A 17,473-nucleotide genomic window follows, 5' to 3' on the forward strand; every position below is an offset into this window, starting at 1 on the left:
TTAATGGGGCTCCAGTTAACAATCCGATTAATCTAAGTGTGGGTTCTAATGTCATTAGCTTTGTAGTGACTGCACAGGATGGAACGGCGAAAAGCTATACGGTAACTGTTACACGAGCTGGTTCAAATCATGCTGACTTAAGCTCGCTGAATTTAAGCGGCATTACGCTCGATCAAACGGTAAGTGAAAGTGTGTACGCCTACACCGCAACTGTGCCTAACGATATTTCTGTCACGACAGCTACGTATACAACTACTGATAGCCACGCGACGGCTGCTTTACAGCTCAATGGGACTCCAGTTAACAATCCGATTAATCTAAGTGTGGGGTCAAATATCATTAGCTTTGTAGTGACTGCACTGGATGGAACGACGAAAAGCTATACGGTCAATGTCACACGGGCTCCCCGGTTGGTTACTGCTATCACAGTGTCGGGCGCTAGTGGAACAATGTCCGTTGGAGACTCTCTTCAATTTAGCGCAAATGTAACTCCTGACAATGCAACGGATAAAACCTTTAGCTGGTCGGTAATTCCTGGTACAGGGGAAGCAACGATCAATGCTGATGGTGTACTCGTTGCAACTCAAGCTGGTACTATTACAATTCAGGCAGTTGCTCATGATGGATCGGGTGTTGTGGGAACGAAAGTCATTACGATCGACAAACGTTCTTCTAGCCGTGGTGGTAGTTCTACTACAACTGACACTAATCTGACTCCTGCACCTGTACCGACTCCTGTACCAGCTCCTGCACCTGTACCGGCTCCGACACCTGATCCTGCAAAGGATGTGTTCAAGTCAGATGTAGTGAAGGGCGATGTCAATGTTATTAAGAACATTGAGACTCGGATTCAGGAAGCTAAAAAAACTCCGGTTACAGTAACTCTTTCGGACACTAAAGGGCACTGGGCTGAAAAGACTATCGATACTTTCGTAAAGCTGCATGTGATTGAAGGTTACAACGATGGTAAGTTCAAGCCGGATGGTAAGATCACACGCGCTGAATTTGCAGTGATTCTGAGTAGCGTGTTCGATATTAAAGGTGGCAACAATACGAGTGTTGCATTGAAGGACGTTGGCAGCCACTGGGCAAAAGACGCAATCAAGAAACTTGTAGAGGCAGGGGTAATCAGTGGATATGAGGACGGTACGTTCAAGCCGGATAACACGATCACCCGGGAGGAAATGGTTGTCCTTTTATCCCGCATCATAAACCTTAACAACGTATCGAAGGACACCACCAAAGGCAATTTTGATGACGTGAAGGGTTCTTATGCAGCAAACGAGATCAAAGCTGAAGCACAGGCAGGTATCATCAGCGGCAGAGCAGATGGAAAGTTTGATGCCAAGAGCAACTCCACACGTGCAGAAGCTCTGCAGATCATCCTGAATGCGCTAAAGCTCAACCCGCAATTGAAGACGCTGTTGGATTCACTTAACTAATACCGTTTCTCCGAATAAAAGGGACAAGTGTATTTTGCACTTGGCTCTTTTGTTTTTTATCGAAAAAGATTAGTCAAAATATAGCCCTATAATCTATTTCCCCTTTTCGGATCAAAGTTAGTTCATTCATTCTTTTCCTTAGCAAAGTAGCTTCTCACACTTATTCATGATAAATTCTAAGAACAATAAAGTGAAGATGTAATCGGGAAGGAACAAGGGTACATGAAAAAGGTTTTATTCATTAATACCGGAGGGACGATCTCTTCCTCCTATCAGGAAAATGGTCTGACGCCAACCCAATCGGCTGAAAATATTTTGGCGGAAATTCCAGAGTTGAAGGAAATCTGTGAAATTGATGCCCATAATCTGATGAGCATTGATAGCACGAACACACAACCGGAGGATTGGGCCTCCATCGCCCGAATGGTACATCGTTCCCTTGATCAGTACGACGGCATCGTCATTGCCCATGGCACGGATACGATGGCTTATACGGCTTCGGCTTTGAGCTTCATGTTGGGAACCGTAGACAAGCCAGTCGTGGTGACGGGGTCGCAGGTGTCCATTCTGGCTGAGCACAGTGATTCCAAAAAAAATGTAATCGACTCGTTCCTGACCGCATGTGGCGAGGTTGCGGGAGTTTTTGTCGTATTTAATGGCAAAATCATCAACGGCAGCCGCAGCTCCAAAATCAGAACGCGCAGCTATAACGCTTTTGAGAGTATTAACTATCCGTATATCGGCCTCGTGGAAGACGGGAAGGTGATCTACACAGAGGGCGTATTTGCGAACCGCAGTACAGTTCGCCATCCGTACAATGACGGGTATGCTTCGGAGGTATTTCTGCTCAGACTGATTCCGGGTACGAATCCGGCGATTTTCGATGCCATTCAGGGTTTGGGCTATAAAGGGATCGTGATTGAGGGCTTTGGCATGGGTGGCGTGCCCTTCAAGGAAAGAAGCCTGATCAGCAAAATTGAGGAATTAATGAAGGATGGCATGAGTATCGTCGTGACCACCCAATGTCCTTATGAGGGCGGCGATCTGACGATTTACGAGGTGGGGCAGAAGGTACTGGAAAAGGGTGTTATTCCGGGTTATGACATGACGACGGAGGCACTTGTGACTAAAATGATGTGGGCGTTGGGTCAGACCACTGACCCTGCGGGAGTAGCAAAAATTATGGCCACGAACTATGCGGACGAGGTTTCCTTGCCTACGGATACAGCCACAGCCTCCCTGTAAGGAAGGGAGGCTGATTTCCGCAACAGGAACAGGCAATCAGAACAGGTAAAAGGGGCAACTGGCTAACGCTGAGTCTGCCCCAGTCTATTTTGAATCTGAATAGCCAGTTCCAACGATTGTACTGCTGACTCCAGTGGAATCTGGCATTCTGAATGTCCGCCAAAGCATTCAAGTGCATGTTCTAAACTTTTTTCGTATGGATTGACAGATTCGAGGTTGATTTTTTGCTGCCCTGACGCGGTATACTCATATAATGCAGTGGGTATAAGATCGTTTTCGTCGCTTTCATGAAATACCAGCTTGGCCTTTTCAAAATAAGCTTCATAGGCCACCGTGAACGGGTAACCTCCCGGCATATGGGAAGAAGCGATGACTTCTGTGAACGTATCCTGATGCTGAAAATAGGCCCGAACCTGCGCCTGCTCAGGATTGACCACCTCTGTACCCCAGACCGTACACAGGTCACTGGGTCCCAACAGCCATGTGAGTAAATCCAGCTCATGAATCATGAACTGAGTAGGGATGGAGCTTAGCCCAAGGTTCCCCCATAGGGGAGGCGTTTCTCTTTTCAAGGACAAGGAAATGAGCTTCCCGTATTTTTGTTGACGGTGAGCCTCATATAGAAAGGTATAGGCAGGATCAAACTTAATGAACTGGTTGACGAGAACCTTTTTGCCATATTGCTGCTCAGCCTGTTGTATAAGGAGAGCGTCTTCGAGATTAAGGCAAACCGGTGTTTCACAAAATACATGCTTTCCGTGCTTCAACGCATCAACGGCATGTGACCTGTGTGCATGAGAGGGCAGGCATATATCGACGATGTCTATGAATGGATCAAGCAGAATATCCTCTATATTTTGTGTAACCTCTACGTTTAGCTCCTTTTTCAGCTTGTGCAGTTTGGTTTCATTTCTTCCGTATACGACGATTCTGTTCACCTGGGCATGGTTGTTTAAAAGTGACGCATGATACGAACCGAATCCCGTCCCCAATATTCCAATATTCATCATCTATTACACCCCTTTACTTCTATGATACGCTCCTATTTTTGCCAACAGGGTGTCAACAATCTATGTACTATCTGTTCAATTCGGATTAACCATCTATGGTGGAGGTATAATTGTGAGACTGCATCGTTTGATCGCGATTTTATTATGTATCGAATCCAGAGGAAGAATGAAGGCCAAGGAATTGGCATCCGCACTGGAAACCTCTGTACGCTCTATCTACAGGGATATCGACCTTTTGGCTGAAGCCGGGGTTCCGATTGTTACTGCAACGGGCCCGAAGGGCGGAATTTACTTGATGGAGGGCTATACGGCGAACCTTAAACAATTAAATGGCGGTGATGTCATTCAGTTGTACTTAACGGGTATGGGCATTTATACAGGCGGGCCAACGGAATCGGGCTTGAAGCTAAAAAATGCACTGCTCAAGCTGGAACAGACAATGCCGGACTCTTATCAGTCAGATATTCGGAAGGCCAAAGCGCGGTTTTATTTTGATGATACACCCTGGTGGACGGAGCGCGTAGCGATTCCCTGCCTTGAGGTCGTGAGAGCTGCGGTATGGGGGTCTTATAAAATAACCATTCAGTACCGTAGAGCGGACGGAGTCTGTTCTTCACGGCATGTACATCCCTATGGACTTGTGGTGAAAAAGGGGGATTGGTATCTCATTGCCTTTTGTGAAGCTGGGCAGGAGATTCGGACCTTTAAGTGCGGGCGAATCATGGCGGTTAAGGTTAAGCCGTCTGCGGAATTCTTTGAGGTTCCTGTGGATTTTTCGCTGGAAAATCACTGGACGAAGCAAGAAACAACATTTAAGGAGTTGTGCAGAGAGAAAGAATACTACCCGGTTGTGATCCGGACGAATGAGGCGCAAGCTGGAATCGTAGCGAAAAGACTGGAAATTCTCCAGTCCGCACAGGAAGGAAGCCATTGGCTTCTGACCGTAAACATGTACAGTTATGAAGCGGCCTGTCGTGATGCAATGGATTGGATTGGCCGGGTTGAAATCGTAGAGCCTGCAACCCTTCGGCATTTTGTGAAGGGGCAAATCAGCCAACTCCAGAAAAAATATATATAAATTATCAAAAAAACACCTGCCTATGGCAGATGCTTTTGCTTGTTACGTCCAGGCCCAGAGGAATCCGTCACGATCCCAGGCGATTTTACCGCCATGAAGCTTGCGAAACGCTTTTTTGATTTCCTTTTCGAGAGATACATGACCGTGCTCACTTATAAACACATACTGCTCTCCATACTCAGAGCGTACATATGCAATCGCGTCCTCTTGTTTCAAGGTTCCCACTTCACGGATTTGTGCGACCATCCATGCTGCAATTTGCTGTTCTGTTGTAGGGGAATTGTCTGTTTTGTCCATTTGTCATATCCTTTCCTTAATTCCATAATACACCATATTATAGCTATATTGACCAATGGTAAGATAAGTGTTTTTCAATTCACTCTTTATATAGTATACGCAAACTAGGAAATTACCAAATCTGTCGGTAGTAGTCCCTATTGGGAATTGGTTTTGAGTAGTTTGTAAATACGAAACTTATTATTCATATTTATACATCTATGAAATAAATAATATGACTATATGTTTTTAGTTTGATTCATGTGAGTTCAAGAAACGGTTGACTCTGTCCAAATAAATTTTAAGTAAACGAATTTATACAGTTGGCGAAGTGGGTTTTGTTTTGTATAATAAAGGGAATATTCACGGGAATTTTCTTTTTTTGAATTGAAAACATACAAGTAATCCCTGGGGGTGCCTGATTTGAAGGAAACAACCACGATTCGCGCAGAGCTGGAGCAGTATATCAGACGTGAAGGAATCACGATTAGTAAGTTTGGGGAGAACACGGGTATTAATGCGGGCACGATCAGTGCCATTATCAACGGTAATCGGCCGATTGCGATGTTGCTATTGGATCGGATTGCGGCAGGCATGGGGCTTGAAGAGGGAAGTCTCTATGAGCTGTACATTGAAGAATTTATACGGAATTCAGCACCAAATTGGCGGCGGGTTCGCCCATTTTTGTACCGTTGTGCAGAGCTGAATAAGCTGGACTGTATTGAACAAGTCGTGGAATTTATGATGGACTATCTGATTTACGCTCCGGCCTTGTTTGAGACGGCAGAAGAATTGTTCAGAAAAGGCAAGTTTGCAGCAGCGGCTATCATCTATAAAAATGTCTCGGAAAGTGAGAAGTATCAGCATTCCGAGCGTCTGGCTCTCTGCCAGTATCGGTTATTTACAATCGCTGTCGGTGATGATCAGGACGAAAATTTATGGGCCGCCACACACTTTGAAAGCTTTGTAGGTCGATTGGGTGAAGTAGATCAACTGGATGCATTAAAAGATTTGGCTAATACTTATGTTTCGCTGCGGCGTTGGGATAAAGTAGAAGCATTAGCTGATAAAATGTGTCGCAGGGCTAAAGTGCAGTATGAACAAAAATATGGAAAAACCAGAAAAAAAGAGCGTGAAAAGCAAACAAAGGGTCCTTTGTTTATGTATATTGTATATTCTTACGTGCTGCGTGCCGGTATTTGTGACGAACGAGGGGATTACGAAAAGGCTTTGGAATATGTCTCCCTATACGCTGATCTAAGCTGGGTGCAGGAGGATACGGAAGAAGCACGCCGCTTGAAGGAACAGTGTAGCAACTGGGCTGAGGCTAACGGATATCTGTATCGGCTTATGTCCGGTAAACTGGACGTCATTCCACAGTATGTGGCCTATCTGGAAAGAAACGAAGGCGAGATTCTGATGGGATTGTTCAAAATCATGCTGGCCGCAAACCGTTATGAATTTAATGTGGACGATGTATTGCAACGTTTCGAGAAACAAATTGCCGCATTTGCGGATCACCATACCAAGGTAGGCACCTATACGGAGCAAGTGTCAGCGGATCTCTATGCACGATTCCTGGCAGAGCTGGCTTGCTACGATCTCGATAATAAGCGCTATGCGAAAGGTATGAAATTTCTGTTGGAAAGCCTGTCCTATTCCGTGGTGCTGAATGGTAATCCTGTAACGATTAAATGTGTAGGTTTATTTGAGAAATTCCGGCATACTGCCTCGCCTGAGGAGACGGAGGAATATAAAAATTTACTTAGAGAGGTAGATCACTTTAATGATAAAAAAGATCACTTTTTTTCTGCTCGCGTTTAATTTTTTTATCATACTGAATTCTTCACCCATTGCTCCCCCTGTAGAGGATCCTAGCGGAGCTCACAGTCACGGGATGGGTGGCTGGTCATTTTCATCCCGGGATACTTCTGATTAAATTAGGCTGGGTAGCACATGAAAGGTATTCTCTTGTAAAAGAGGATACCTTTTTTATTGTGGCGGAACACTCGCGAATGAAGTCTTTTCCATTAAGGCTTGGATATTTGCGGTTGAGCAGGCGGGAACCAGACATGACGCAGATCCACCCACCCCTGGCTGTTGAAGGAAACGCCGCGCACAGAAGGGAGGTATGCTGTCTGGACGGGCTTTTCATATAAAATATGGAGCTGGTGCTCATGAATAAGCCGGGTTTCGATATGCTCGAATTGACGCGCCCTGACCGTATGATCGGCTTCCCGTGTAATATCACGTAGCAGTCTTTCGATATCAACGCGGCTATGCGGCTCGACATGCCCGGATACATTGAGATACAGATCGAACAGGCGCAATTGCTCATCACGGTCACGAAACAAAGAAAAGATGATCAGGTCTGATTCCATACGGATGGAGGAGCTTTTGAATTCATTCATGGATGCAGCCACGATGTTACAGGTATACCCGCACGATTCCAGCTGGGCCGCGACCCGGTCCGCATCGGCTCTATACTCGGGAATGGTCGCAATTTGCAACGTTGCCGGGGGTTCATACGAGTCGTCGGATGCATTCACCATCGGATGGAGGCTGCGATGATCCAGACACGCCACGATACGGGCACGTACTTCCGGGTTACGTAACGGCCCGTCCTTGTGTGTATTGCATGTAATAAATTTACGCACCGAAGCTGCCGAGTGAATCTGACTCCATGCCGTATCCGTGTTCCCGGCCAATACGGGATTGTGGATGATATGAAAAGGCGAAGCTGTATCTGCGGTATCCGTCGCCGATTCCGGCTTGGTCGCCCACGGGAGCTGAACAATTTCCACCCGGTCGAGATGGGCGCGGCCTTGAAAATAAGGAGCGAATGCCTCCAGTATGCATAAGCTCTCGTTCATCTCCGTGACCTTGAAAGCCCCTGTGCCCACAGGGCGGATGCCAAAGGCCGCTTCACCCGCCTGATTTAGCTCACGAGGCACGATCGCGGCACGACTGGTACACAGGAAGGACAGAAACAGCTCATTCGGCTCCTTCAGCTCGAAGCGTACCATCGTCGGACTTAGCGCCTGTACGTGCTCGATTTGCCGAACGATAAAATGGTACAGCCTCCGTCCCGGCGCACGGCTCAGCCGCTCAAAGGTATAAACCACATCCTCGGCGGTCAGTATTTTGCCGTTATGGAACAGTACTTCCTTACGTAAGAAAAAGGTCCATTGGGTGCGGGTGGCGTCCACCTCCCAAGCGTGCGCCAGTCCTGGCAAAATCTCACCGCTCTCGTTCGCCCGGCGGGCCAGTCCGTCAAAGACGTGGCTGGATACGAAGGACTCCGCGAGCCAGTTCATATATAGCGGGTCCAGCGTGTATAGCTGCTGGCGAATGGGCAGACGCAACGTATCAATCTGCTGCTGATCGCTGCGAACCTCTGCGTGATGCCCGAAGTAGTTCAGCAGCCAGCCTTGCAAATGCTCCTGCATCGTGGATGAACGCGAATGGGTCCGGATTTCATCCAGTGCGCGTTTGATGTCGTGACGGTCGATGGCCTGCATCATGGACTGCACCGCAATGTCCTCCGGCTGAATCAGGAAGTGCAGGCTGGAGCGGCGGCCCCTGCCTCGGCGGGGAGTCCACTGTATCCAGTCATGCTTTTCCATTTTCTGAATGATCATCAAGGCATTGCGGTGGGTGCAGTCAAAAATAGCCGCCAACTCATCCAGCGTAGTCTCTATCGTATGGTTCTCATCCCTGTCGTCAGCGGTGTGCGAGTGAAGCCGTAAAAATTGGGCATGAAGTTTCATAAATGGTTGCTCCGTTTCCCCTATGGATGATTAAAGTGCAGTCGTTTATATAAAATAGGAAATTTTACGTCGATTAATTTCTCTTTATCTTCTTATTTTATCATCTACAATAAGGGTTATAAAGCATATTTGTGGAGGTATTTACCATGCATGACAAGTTGAGTGGAACGTCTTTGCCGAAACCGTCGTTCCTGTCCGCCTTTGCTGCTGCGATTGTGTTGGCGCTGGTTCATCAATATCTGTTTTATGGGCATGCGTTGGGCGTGTCTCTGCCGATTTTTGTCATTCTGTTCTACACCTATATGTATGTCTATAACCGGGATCGTATCCGGCTTGACTCATGGATGGGGAAATTGCTGTTTGTCGTGATTGTGCTGCTGTCGCTGACGTATGCGCTGTTCGATAATCCGGTTCTATATGTGTTAAATGCATTGGCTATACCTGCTCTGATTAGTGTACATATGGTGATGCTGCTCGGGGAGAAGAGGCATAGCTGGTCGGAACCCAGTATCATTGGTCAGGCGTTAAGCCATTTGTTTTATCAAAATCTGCGGCATGTCGTGACTCCGTTTCGGATGTTCAAGACAGCAGCCTTTCGGAATGTAAAGGATGAGCGCAAGCGTGTATTGGGGAAAGTGATGGTCGGTTTGCTGATCGCCCTGCCACTGCTGTTCATCATTATATCTCTGCTGGCATCAGCGGACGGGATGTTCGAGGAACTGTTATCGGGTATACCTTCATGGATCGGCACGCTGTCATTTGGTAGCGGAATGCTGCGGCTGATCTGGACCTGCTTCTTTACCTTCTGTTTTTTCTGCTATTTGTGGGGATTCGTACAGCCTGCTCCGCGTAATACGGAGAGAGAAGTTCAGTCATGGCATGGGTTAGACGAGCGCACGAATGGTCAAACCACCGAGTATGGTGGTCACTCTTCAGTGATGATTAACAAATCAGCAGTGCCTTACCACGAGCCGGTCGCGATCAAGTTTGATCCTGTGATTACCGCTACGGTGCTGATTGTTATGAATCTGGTGTATGTTGTGTTCGTCGTATTGCAGTTCGGATATCTGTTTGGTGCATGGGAAGGTGCCTTGCCAGAAGGAACCTCGTATGCAGAATATGCGAGAAGGGGCTTCGGGGAGCTGGTTATGGTGACAGGTATCAACTTTGTCCTGATGATCAGTGTGCTAAAGTGGACTGAATTCAGCTCAAATATATTGCAAAAAATGAACAACGGCCTGCTGTATGTACTCGTGGGCTGCTCGGGTGTGATGCTGTATTCAGGCTATACCCGGCTGGTCATGTACGAAGAGGCCTATGGATATACGTACACCCGTTATCTGGTACACGCGTTTATGATTTTTCTGGGCTTGCTGCTACTCATTGCAGCAGTGCGCATTCATGTCCGTCAGCTTCCGCTGGCGAAATATTATGTTGTACTCGCTTTGGTGGCGTATCTCGTCGTGAATTATGTGGGCATTGATGTACGGATTGCTGAAAATAATCTCGAACGGTATCGCACTACCTCGGTGATCGATAAGGAATATTTGAGTGGGCTATCGGCGGATGCTATTCCGCTGCTGATTGAATTTAGCCGTAAGGAACACGGAGCGATGGATGAGTTTCTACAAGGTCGTCTGATGAGCATGACGAGGGAGGAAACGGCATGGCCAGCGTTCAATTGGGCTGAATATAGGGCACAGCGCAAGCTGCACGACTATATTTTGGAATGAGAGGTGCTTGGGAATGATCGGAACAGATGCAGTACAGGGTATGATTTTGGAGCTACAAAATGAAATGTCACAGTATCAGCATCAGTTTGTTGGAAGACGGAACGCTTTTCTCGCGGAGGCTATGTATCTCGGCTTGGGTGAGGGGGAGGCCCGCTCTTATGCTATCCAGAGCATCGGTCCGATCGTTCCCGTCACGTGTATGCCCACACTGGCTCCCGGCAAAACCCGGCCGCTCAGTCCGATGCTGGAAGCACGCTACCGTTATGCCGGGTACTGGCAGGACATGGGAGAGCATATGCTCCTGCCGGATGACTTGCTACGGATCTCAAGCACAGAGCGGTTTCGCAGCTGGATCAGCGATATGCGGAATTATTGGGTGGAATCGGCCCCATACCGATTTGGGGATGATCGTCTTTCGCTGCTGTCGGTCGCCAATGAGGAGGAAGGCCACTTTTCCATGTTGGTCTGGAAGGAACCTGGTGAGGAGCCAGAGGTGTGGACTTACGCTTCGCAGCATGAATACCGTTTCAGCCATCTGCTGCACTGGTTCAAGTGGCTGAACGGGCGGAGTGAAGAATGAGAGGTAACCATGATTAAAAAAAATCGTAATTGGATTATCCTGTTCATCGGCATCGCTCTGATGGTGGGAGTTGCGGACTATTTTACACAAGCTAGACAGGCTACTTCTGAGCTTATCGTTCCAACCATAATCAGTAAAGAAAGCCTTCATTTATTTGATGATACGTTAGTGAATGATGCAGACAAGTGATGTTGAACAAGAAGAACTATTGCTCTTTCCTCTGCTTATATCGTTGGGACATTCTCTCAATTCTACGGATTATTTCTGCTCTTATGTCCGGTGGCTCCAGACATTCACATTGGTCACCGAAGCTGAGTAGAAGATGATAGCCGAAATCATCAGCGATAAATGGAAAATGGACAATGAAGTGGTGATCTCCATATGGCGTTATATGTTCGTTGCTACAATAATCCAGCATCCGATCTCTGAGCGTTTCGTGAATCAGTAATTGGATGGGTCTCTGTCTTTGAGACATGATACTGGTAAATTCGGAGACTGATTCAGGTAATTCCCTGCGTGTAAAAGTCTTATCCAGAACTTCCAGATGGGACATTCGGGATAATTTGAATAAACGGAAGTCCTGCTTATGAAGGCAAAAACCTTGAACGTACCAATGATTCTCCTTTAACGCGAGCTTGTACGGTTCAATCTTGCGGGTACTCATTTGGCCTTTTCGGTCGGAATATTGGAAGGATAGCAGGGAATGTTTTTGAAAAGCAGTTTTAATCATTTCTAAAAACATCTGCAAGTTTGCGTTGCCCATCCAAGGCTTGAGGTCGATCATAATTTGACTTGATTTCAGTTCTATTTCGTGAGCCTGCTCTGTTGGCATGAGGCTTTTGACTTTGGCAAGTGTACCTAGCATCTGTTCACGGGTCAGCATGGGTGAGATGCTTCCAAGCCCCATCAGAAGTGCTGTAATATCGGCAGGTGTGAATACCTTTTTATCCACTTTATATTCGTCCATGATACAGAATCCACCGTTAACGCCGGGAGCCGATACGATAGGTATACCCGCCATGTTGATAGTCTCCATATCTCTATAAATGGTTCTAAGTGAAACCTCAAACATGTCGGATAGAGACTTTGCACTCATTCTTTTACGTTCAAGCAGAACCATAATAATAGAAATCAGTCGGTCAATTTTCATGTAGCATCAGCCTTTTTATTTTCATTCTGAATTGTTGCCATATAGCTGTCAATGGTCAGTGATAGAATTATGTCGTAAAGCAATTTAGGAGGCTGATCATATGAGCAACATGCAAGGGTATTACGAGATTTTAGAAGAGACGAACAGGATCGCTTTGGCAACATCGGTTGACAACATTCCCAACGTTAGAAATGTCAATTTTGCTTATGACGCCAACAGGCCGGGAGTTATTTATTTCACGTCAGATCGGAGAAATCAGAAGGTGGCCGAGTTTGGAAAAAATAACAAGGTTGCCTTTACAACGATTCCGACAGAAGGTATCCCTCATGTCCGTTCTCACCATGCTATTGTTGAAAAAAGTAAGTATTCGATAGACGAGGTGAAGGAGCTATTTTTGGCGAAGGTTCCGGGGTATGATGAAATCCTATCGGCTATCCGTGAGACGCTGGAGGTTTTTGAAATCCAAATGAAAGAAGTCACTATCATTTTGGGATACGATCAACAACCGGTTCAGATCAAGTTCGAGTAACTAACGCGCTTTGCTGGGAGCTTCTTTTCCGGCAAGGCGTTTTATATTTTTCCAGATTGAACACATCTTTTTTCCAGTTCGCGCCATGTCACCATAAATATTTCCTCATTCCAGGCATGTATGCTTATTTTTGATCTACTAATATTTTTGAAATAAGGAGGTTTTTTCTTGGATCGCGTAGGAATGGTCAGGGACCTGGATAGCTTAGGTCGGATTGTCATCCCCGTAGACATAAGGAGGCGTCTTGGGATTGGCAAGCATACAGCCATGGAATTTTGGATGACGGAGAGTGGTTTGATCATGCGACAATGCGTGGGGGAAGTCTGTATCTTATGTGGCGATCTTCAACATCTTACATATTTTAAGAATGCCTGGATCTGTATCTTCTGTATGAATGAACTGAAAAATATACGATAAAGCTGGCAATCCGATGATTCGGCATGTATGTTACAATAAAAGGGCGAGCGACCCACCACAAGTTTCTCGCCCAGTCGATTGCCTTCAAGCGATCGGCTTTTTTAATTTTGTATAGTACATCCGATGATATTGATTAATCAGCTCGTCCAAAACCATAGATTGCCGGAGTACATCCATATGACCTAGTCCGTATTTCGCTTGCAAATCATAGAGCCGTTGTCGATTGTTCTCTAGTCGCTGCTGCAAAGTCTCTTCATTTCCCATCATACATCCCTCCTTAGGTGATACTTATTTTAGGATGCCATGTGTATTTTTGGGAAAAGTGAAAGTGCATGATGCCTCATCCTTTAAAAGAAAAAACCAGCTCAAAAAGCTGGCTGTAAGTGAAATTAATATCTACAAGTGGCTATAGCTCGATCTCGATAGCGACTATTTGGCTTGTAAATAGTCCTATGGAAATGGTATGGAGTGCAGTTGCTCTCTAAAAAGGCTATTAGAATTAGAGATAGAATAATCTCTCTTTTCTCACTTCGTTAATTAAATTGTAGTATTCTGAACCTGTTTGGTCGCTTGCAAAATTCTTGAATTGCTCAAACAACCCCGAACATTTGATGAAGAATACTTCATTATTTAATGAAGTGGATTTTCTTAAACAGTCAATCAGGTATTTAAAACCGTGAGGATACATAGCTCTATTTAAACAGTAGTAAGCCAATTCGTATAATAAACGCACGATTTGATCAGATATATTTTGTGGGGCATATAAGCTTTCTGGTTGCTGTTTAATATACTCGACGATCTCTAATTTAAAGCGCTGGATTACATTATCAACATTAATATGATATCGGTTAGCGGCTTCAATGATGTTGCATAGGGATACAAGAGTTTCATCTTTTTTTGATTCAATATATGCTACATAATCTGAAATCACGCTTGCATCCCCAGACAAGAGCTTAATGGCATAAAAGTTTGCCTGTGCCCATTCCTGAAACAGTCGCATCCAATCTTGAGCATCCTCGCTCGTATCCTTTACCCAACTCACATCTCCATAAGTACGAATATATTGTAGTGTTTTTTCATAGTCACCTTTCGCCTCACAAACACATGCATGGAGCAAATTTGAATAGGCTATGTAGAAAAATAGCGGTCTGCTGGGTCTCTTTGGAGTTCTCTTTTTCTTTCGCTCTTGATGGTAAGCCAAACGATACTGAATTTGAGCCTTATAGTCCATTACAGATGCCCATCTATCTAGCTTGTCCCATTGGCGTAGCGAAAGATATGTATTTGCTAGATTTCTTAACGCCTCCAACTGGTCCCCTTCATTTAGCCGCTCAATATAAGGCTCGAACTGATTAGCAGCTTCAAGATTTTGTGTTTGATTGTCCCCTTGCTTCGCCATAAAAATGCGGTACTGACAAAGGGCTAGTCGCTCAGAGTGCTGCTTTTTCTCACCGACGGCTATGCTCTCATACAGGATGATGGACGCTGCAAACTTCTCTTGTTGGAAAAAGTCCTCAGCTATGGTAAACAGGGCATCGGCGTATGCCAGCTTTTCCATGAGCAAGCTGACGACCTGCTCAATACAATCCAGCATGTCCAACTCCGCGCAATTGTACAAAAGGGGTCTGACTCTACGGATGTTAGGGGTTGTTGAACTCAAAAATTCCTCAATATAATTCTTGTAAAAATGCCCTTTGGAGTGGCTTAACGTAGCTGTAATGCGATCTAACTGATGAACGGAGAGTGCACGGTTGCCTGTGACGATCCCGCTTATTGTGCCTGGATTGATGCCTGCCACCAGACCGAATTGGGTAATGTTTAACCCATTCTGTTTCATGAAGTTTTCCAGTTCTGCGCGTATCGTGGTTGTAGGTTCCAAATGTAACAACCCCTTTAACGTAACGTTTTATGTAGTCCGTTAGATACCGATCTATAGTGGTATTTCTGGAAAACATTATATCATATTTTAGGTCTATGATATATCCTTTTCAATGAATTACTTATCTCTATAAGGGTCGCCTATGATGAATTGAATATACGGGAGTTTTTTCCTATTTGATCATGAAAATATCTAGTTGGAACCGATGATTTGGGCTACCAATCCCACGAATCACTAAAGAAACATTCAGATTTTTTTGAATTAATATTTTTAAAGATTACTGACTATCGCCCAAAATCTGAATACTGCTTTAAATTCAAATTATTATAAATGCCTGTTGCATCAAGCTTGGATGGAGGTACCTGAATTCGTTTAGACGGATGATAGAGCATAAAAAGGGGTACCTAAACATGTCATAAATTTTGAAATTTTCATAGTTTTATAGTCAATGACATAAAGAGGGTTTGTTGCTATAGTTTGGGACATGGAGACGATTTAGTTCTCTCCTCTCACCTTAGAACTGCAACAGTGAGTGGCTAATGAGTAGAGGGACTCAAGACCAGTGTGAAAACCTCAGCATCTTAATGGGGAGTGCATCATAAAAGGAGGTATTCGTGTATGGAAAATTAGAGGCATGGGGTCTAGCTATAAACCTCAACATTTTTAAAAATATACAGTTCAAATTTAATCTATGAAATCATTTTGTGAAAAAAAAGATAATGTACATTGTATTATATTTTTTATACATTATATTAAAATTTAGGGAGGATATAGAATGAATAAGGGGAATATCCATAAAGTTACTAAAAAAATTGTTACAATTGCTGCACTTACTATTTTATCATTACACAGTTCATTGTTTTTTTCTTTGCAAGCCTCTGCTGCTACCACATCCTTATTGTCGTGGGATTTAGTTGATTCTACTAAGCACCTAGAATGGGGAGGAAGTACAGCTTATCAAAATTCATTTAACGCCGGGGTAAATACATGGGAAAATTATAAGTTTGGTATTATTAGACCGGACTATGTATCAACTATTGAAGATGTTACATTATCCGATTATTACGAAGTCAGTACTACTGCTGGTGTAACTTCTTCAGCAGGTACATTGAAGTTTAATGAATATCGAATGAACACCTATAGCTCTAATCAAAAACAAAATGTTGCCACTCATGAGCTTGGTCATGCTCTTGGGTTGGGTCATAATACAAGTAGTGATGTAATGTATATGTATGTTACGTCTATAACAACGCTCAGTGCTAATGATAAAGCTTCATACGATCTTGCTTATAAAAAATACTAATTAAGGAGGTACAACAAATGATAATGAACATGAAGAAAAATTTTATTTTCTTGTCCCTTTTCACTATGATTGCAATGCTGGCTTCTGGTTGTTCAAATAATACTGTAGACAAGAATATAACGAAGTCTGGTGAGATTCCAACCAGTTATTTACATGCTTCATTCGATATAAATGTAGATAACCCTAAAGAGATTGTAGGTTTTGCAGACTATGTATTTGTAGGATTTGTAGAAGAAATGACGGGAACCGACTATAAATTTCCTGTAACGAAAGAAACGGAAGATGGGCTAAAAGAGTTGAAAAGTCCCTATACGAATTATTCCATTAAAGTGCTTGATAATATAAAAGGTAATCTAAAGAAAGATGTTTCCATTCCTATTCAAAAGTCCGGGGGACTGAGTGAAGATAAGAGCACATATCTTTTATATGAAGATGACTCTCTCCCACAAAAAGGAAAGGCATACGTATTTACTGCTGCGACTCAGCCCGATGGTTCGTTGTTAGTATCAGGGCCAAATTCTAATATAGAAGTAAAAACAGATTTCTTTTCGAAAAACAGTATCCAGGCGCTTAGTGAAAAGAGCATTGCTAATGAACTAACCAAAACAGATGAGTATAAAAAGTATCAAGATGCCTATAAAAACGAAATTGATAAAGATCGCAAAAGATTTACTTCCAAGTATGAGGCTTCTTAATACGAGCATCTTTCATAAATTTCCGGTGCAATCCCATTAGAATGAGATCAAACTCTGAATACCAATTTCTGATATAAATTTTTGTAAAGCAGTCTAAAGCTCAAATATAAGGGATTTAGACTGCTTTTAATCTAAAGACCTAACTCAGCTATCCACCTTGAATCATCATCAAAAGTAACTAAGGCATCAGTTTTACTATCGTGTATGTTCCACTCCCCCTTAGCCCACGAGTATACGATAATAATGAGAGTGCCCGCGGAACCTATGGATAAAGCAATTATGCATATCTTTTAGTTGAAAATGAATTATACGGTAACTTATTAAAGGAGAACTCATTTGATTTTTATATCGTATCTTTAGTCAATT

General features: G+C 44.2%; 16 protein-coding genes. 10 read left to right on the forward strand and 6 right to left on the reverse strand.

Features of this window, described 5'->3' with window-relative positions; translation table 11 throughout:
* Together QD47_RS00005 and QD47_RS00010 are read left to right on the forward strand one after the other, a co-directional pair.
* A partial coding sequence (locus QD47_RS00005) for an S-layer homology domain-containing protein (RefSeq protein WP_044644180.1) occupies positions 1–1,442 on the forward strand: 1,442 nt, incomplete at its 5' end.
* 222 nt (positions 1,443–1,664) lie between these two features.
* The gene (locus QD47_RS00010; RefSeq protein ID WP_044644181.1) at positions 1,665–2,687 is read left to right on the forward strand and encodes an asparaginase; all 1,023 of its coding nucleotides are present in this window, start codon (positions 1,665–1,667) and stop codon (positions 2,685–2,687) included.
* A gap of 62 nt (positions 2,688–2,749) precedes the next feature.
* On the opposite strand, the gene QD47_RS00015 is transcribed toward QD47_RS00010, so the two are convergent.
* A complete protein-coding gene (locus QD47_RS00015; RefSeq protein WP_044644182.1) occupies positions 2,750–3,697 on the reverse strand; it encodes a Gfo/Idh/MocA family protein in 948 nt (315 codons plus the stop codon).
* A gap of 112 nt (positions 3,698–3,809) precedes the next feature.
* Here QD47_RS00015 and QD47_RS00020 point away from each other — a divergent pair, with 112 nt between their 5' ends.
* On the forward strand, positions 3,810–4,775 hold the full coding sequence (locus tag QD47_RS00020; protein ID WP_082067079.1) for a helix-turn-helix transcriptional regulator: 966 nt from the start codon (positions 3,810–3,812) through the stop codon (positions 4,773–4,775).
* A gap of 42 nt (positions 4,776–4,817) precedes the next feature.
* Here the strand turns inward: QD47_RS00020 and QD47_RS00025 are convergent, their stop codons facing one another.
* Positions 4,818–5,072, reverse strand: a complete 255-nt coding sequence (locus QD47_RS00025) for a DUF6953 family protein (protein ID WP_044644183.1) — start codon at positions 5,070–5,072, stop codon at positions 4,818–4,820.
* A gap of 402 nt (positions 5,073–5,474) precedes the next feature.
* On the opposite strand from QD47_RS00025, the gene QD47_RS00030 reads away from it, so the two are divergent.
* Positions 5,475–6,875, forward strand: coding sequence for a DNA-binding protein (locus QD47_RS00030; RefSeq protein ID WP_044644184.1), 1,401 nt, complete (start codon positions 5,475–5,477; stop codon positions 6,873–6,875).
* A gap of 206 nt (positions 6,876–7,081) precedes the next feature.
* On the opposite strand, the gene QD47_RS00035 is transcribed toward QD47_RS00030, so the two are convergent.
* The gene (locus QD47_RS00035) at positions 7,082–8,821 is read right to left on the reverse strand and encodes an ABC transporter substrate-binding protein (RefSeq protein ID WP_044644185.1); all 1,740 of its coding nucleotides are present in this window, start codon (positions 8,819–8,821) and stop codon (positions 7,082–7,084) included.
* Positions 8,822–8,967: 146 nt separating this feature from the next.
* On the opposite strand from QD47_RS00035, the gene QD47_RS00040 reads away from it, so the two are divergent.
* From QD47_RS00040 to QD47_RS00050, 3 genes are read left to right on the forward strand one after another with little or no spacing between them, the layout of a single operon-like run.
* The gene (locus QD47_RS00040; protein WP_044644186.1) at positions 8,968–10,554 is read left to right on the forward strand and encodes a DUF4153 domain-containing protein; all 1,587 of its coding nucleotides are present in this window, start codon (positions 8,968–8,970) and stop codon (positions 10,552–10,554) included.
* 13 nt (positions 10,555–10,567) lie between these two features.
* Entirely contained in the window at positions 10,568–11,134 is a 567-nt protein-coding gene (locus tag QD47_RS00045) for a hypothetical protein (protein ID WP_044644187.1), read from the forward strand.
* 9 nt (positions 11,135–11,143) lie between these two features.
* On the forward strand, positions 11,144–11,323 hold the full coding sequence (locus QD47_RS00050; protein WP_044644188.1) for a hypothetical protein: 180 nt from the start codon (positions 11,144–11,146) through the stop codon (positions 11,321–11,323).
* A 16-nt stretch (positions 11,324–11,339) separates the two neighbouring features.
* On the opposite strand, the gene QD47_RS00055 is transcribed toward QD47_RS00050, so the two are convergent.
* Positions 11,340–12,284, reverse strand: coding sequence for a helix-turn-helix transcriptional regulator (locus QD47_RS00055; RefSeq protein WP_044644189.1), 945 nt, complete (start codon positions 12,282–12,284; stop codon positions 11,340–11,342).
* Between the two features lie 100 nt (positions 12,285–12,384).
* On the opposite strand from QD47_RS00055, the gene QD47_RS00060 reads away from it, so the two are divergent.
* Positions 12,385–12,813, forward strand: coding sequence for a pyridoxamine 5'-phosphate oxidase family protein (locus QD47_RS00060; RefSeq protein ID WP_044644190.1), 429 nt, complete (start codon positions 12,385–12,387; stop codon positions 12,811–12,813).
* A 501-nt stretch (positions 12,814–13,314) separates the two neighbouring features.
* On the opposite strand, the gene QD47_RS00070 is transcribed toward QD47_RS00060, so the two are convergent.
* A complete protein-coding gene (locus tag QD47_RS00070) occupies positions 13,315–13,494 on the reverse strand; it encodes an aspartyl-phosphate phosphatase Spo0E family protein (RefSeq protein WP_044644191.1) in 180 nt (59 codons plus the stop codon).
* A 235-nt stretch (positions 13,495–13,729) separates the two neighbouring features.
* Positions 13,730–15,109: a helix-turn-helix domain-containing protein gene (locus tag QD47_RS00075; protein WP_052646694.1), complete on the reverse strand. Its 1,380-nt coding sequence runs from the start codon at positions 15,107–15,109 to the stop codon at positions 13,730–13,732.
* A gap of 775 nt (positions 15,110–15,884) precedes the next feature.
* Between QD47_RS00075 and QD47_RS00080 the strand changes: the two genes are divergently transcribed.
* Together QD47_RS00080 and QD47_RS00085 are read left to right on the forward strand one after the other, a co-directional pair.
* Positions 15,885–16,412, forward strand: coding sequence for a matrixin family metalloprotease (locus QD47_RS00080; RefSeq protein WP_044644192.1), 528 nt, complete (start codon positions 15,885–15,887; stop codon positions 16,410–16,412).
* 17 nt (positions 16,413–16,429) lie between these two features.
* The gene (locus tag QD47_RS00085; RefSeq protein WP_052646695.1) at positions 16,430–17,107 is read left to right on the forward strand and encodes a hypothetical protein; all 678 of its coding nucleotides are present in this window, start codon (positions 16,430–16,432) and stop codon (positions 17,105–17,107) included.
* Positions 17,108–17,473: the final 366 nt, after the last annotated feature.

Source organism: Paenibacillus terrae (genome assembly GCF_000943545.1).
GTDB lineage: Bacteria > Bacillota > Bacilli > Paenibacillales > Paenibacillaceae > Paenibacillus > Paenibacillus terrae_A.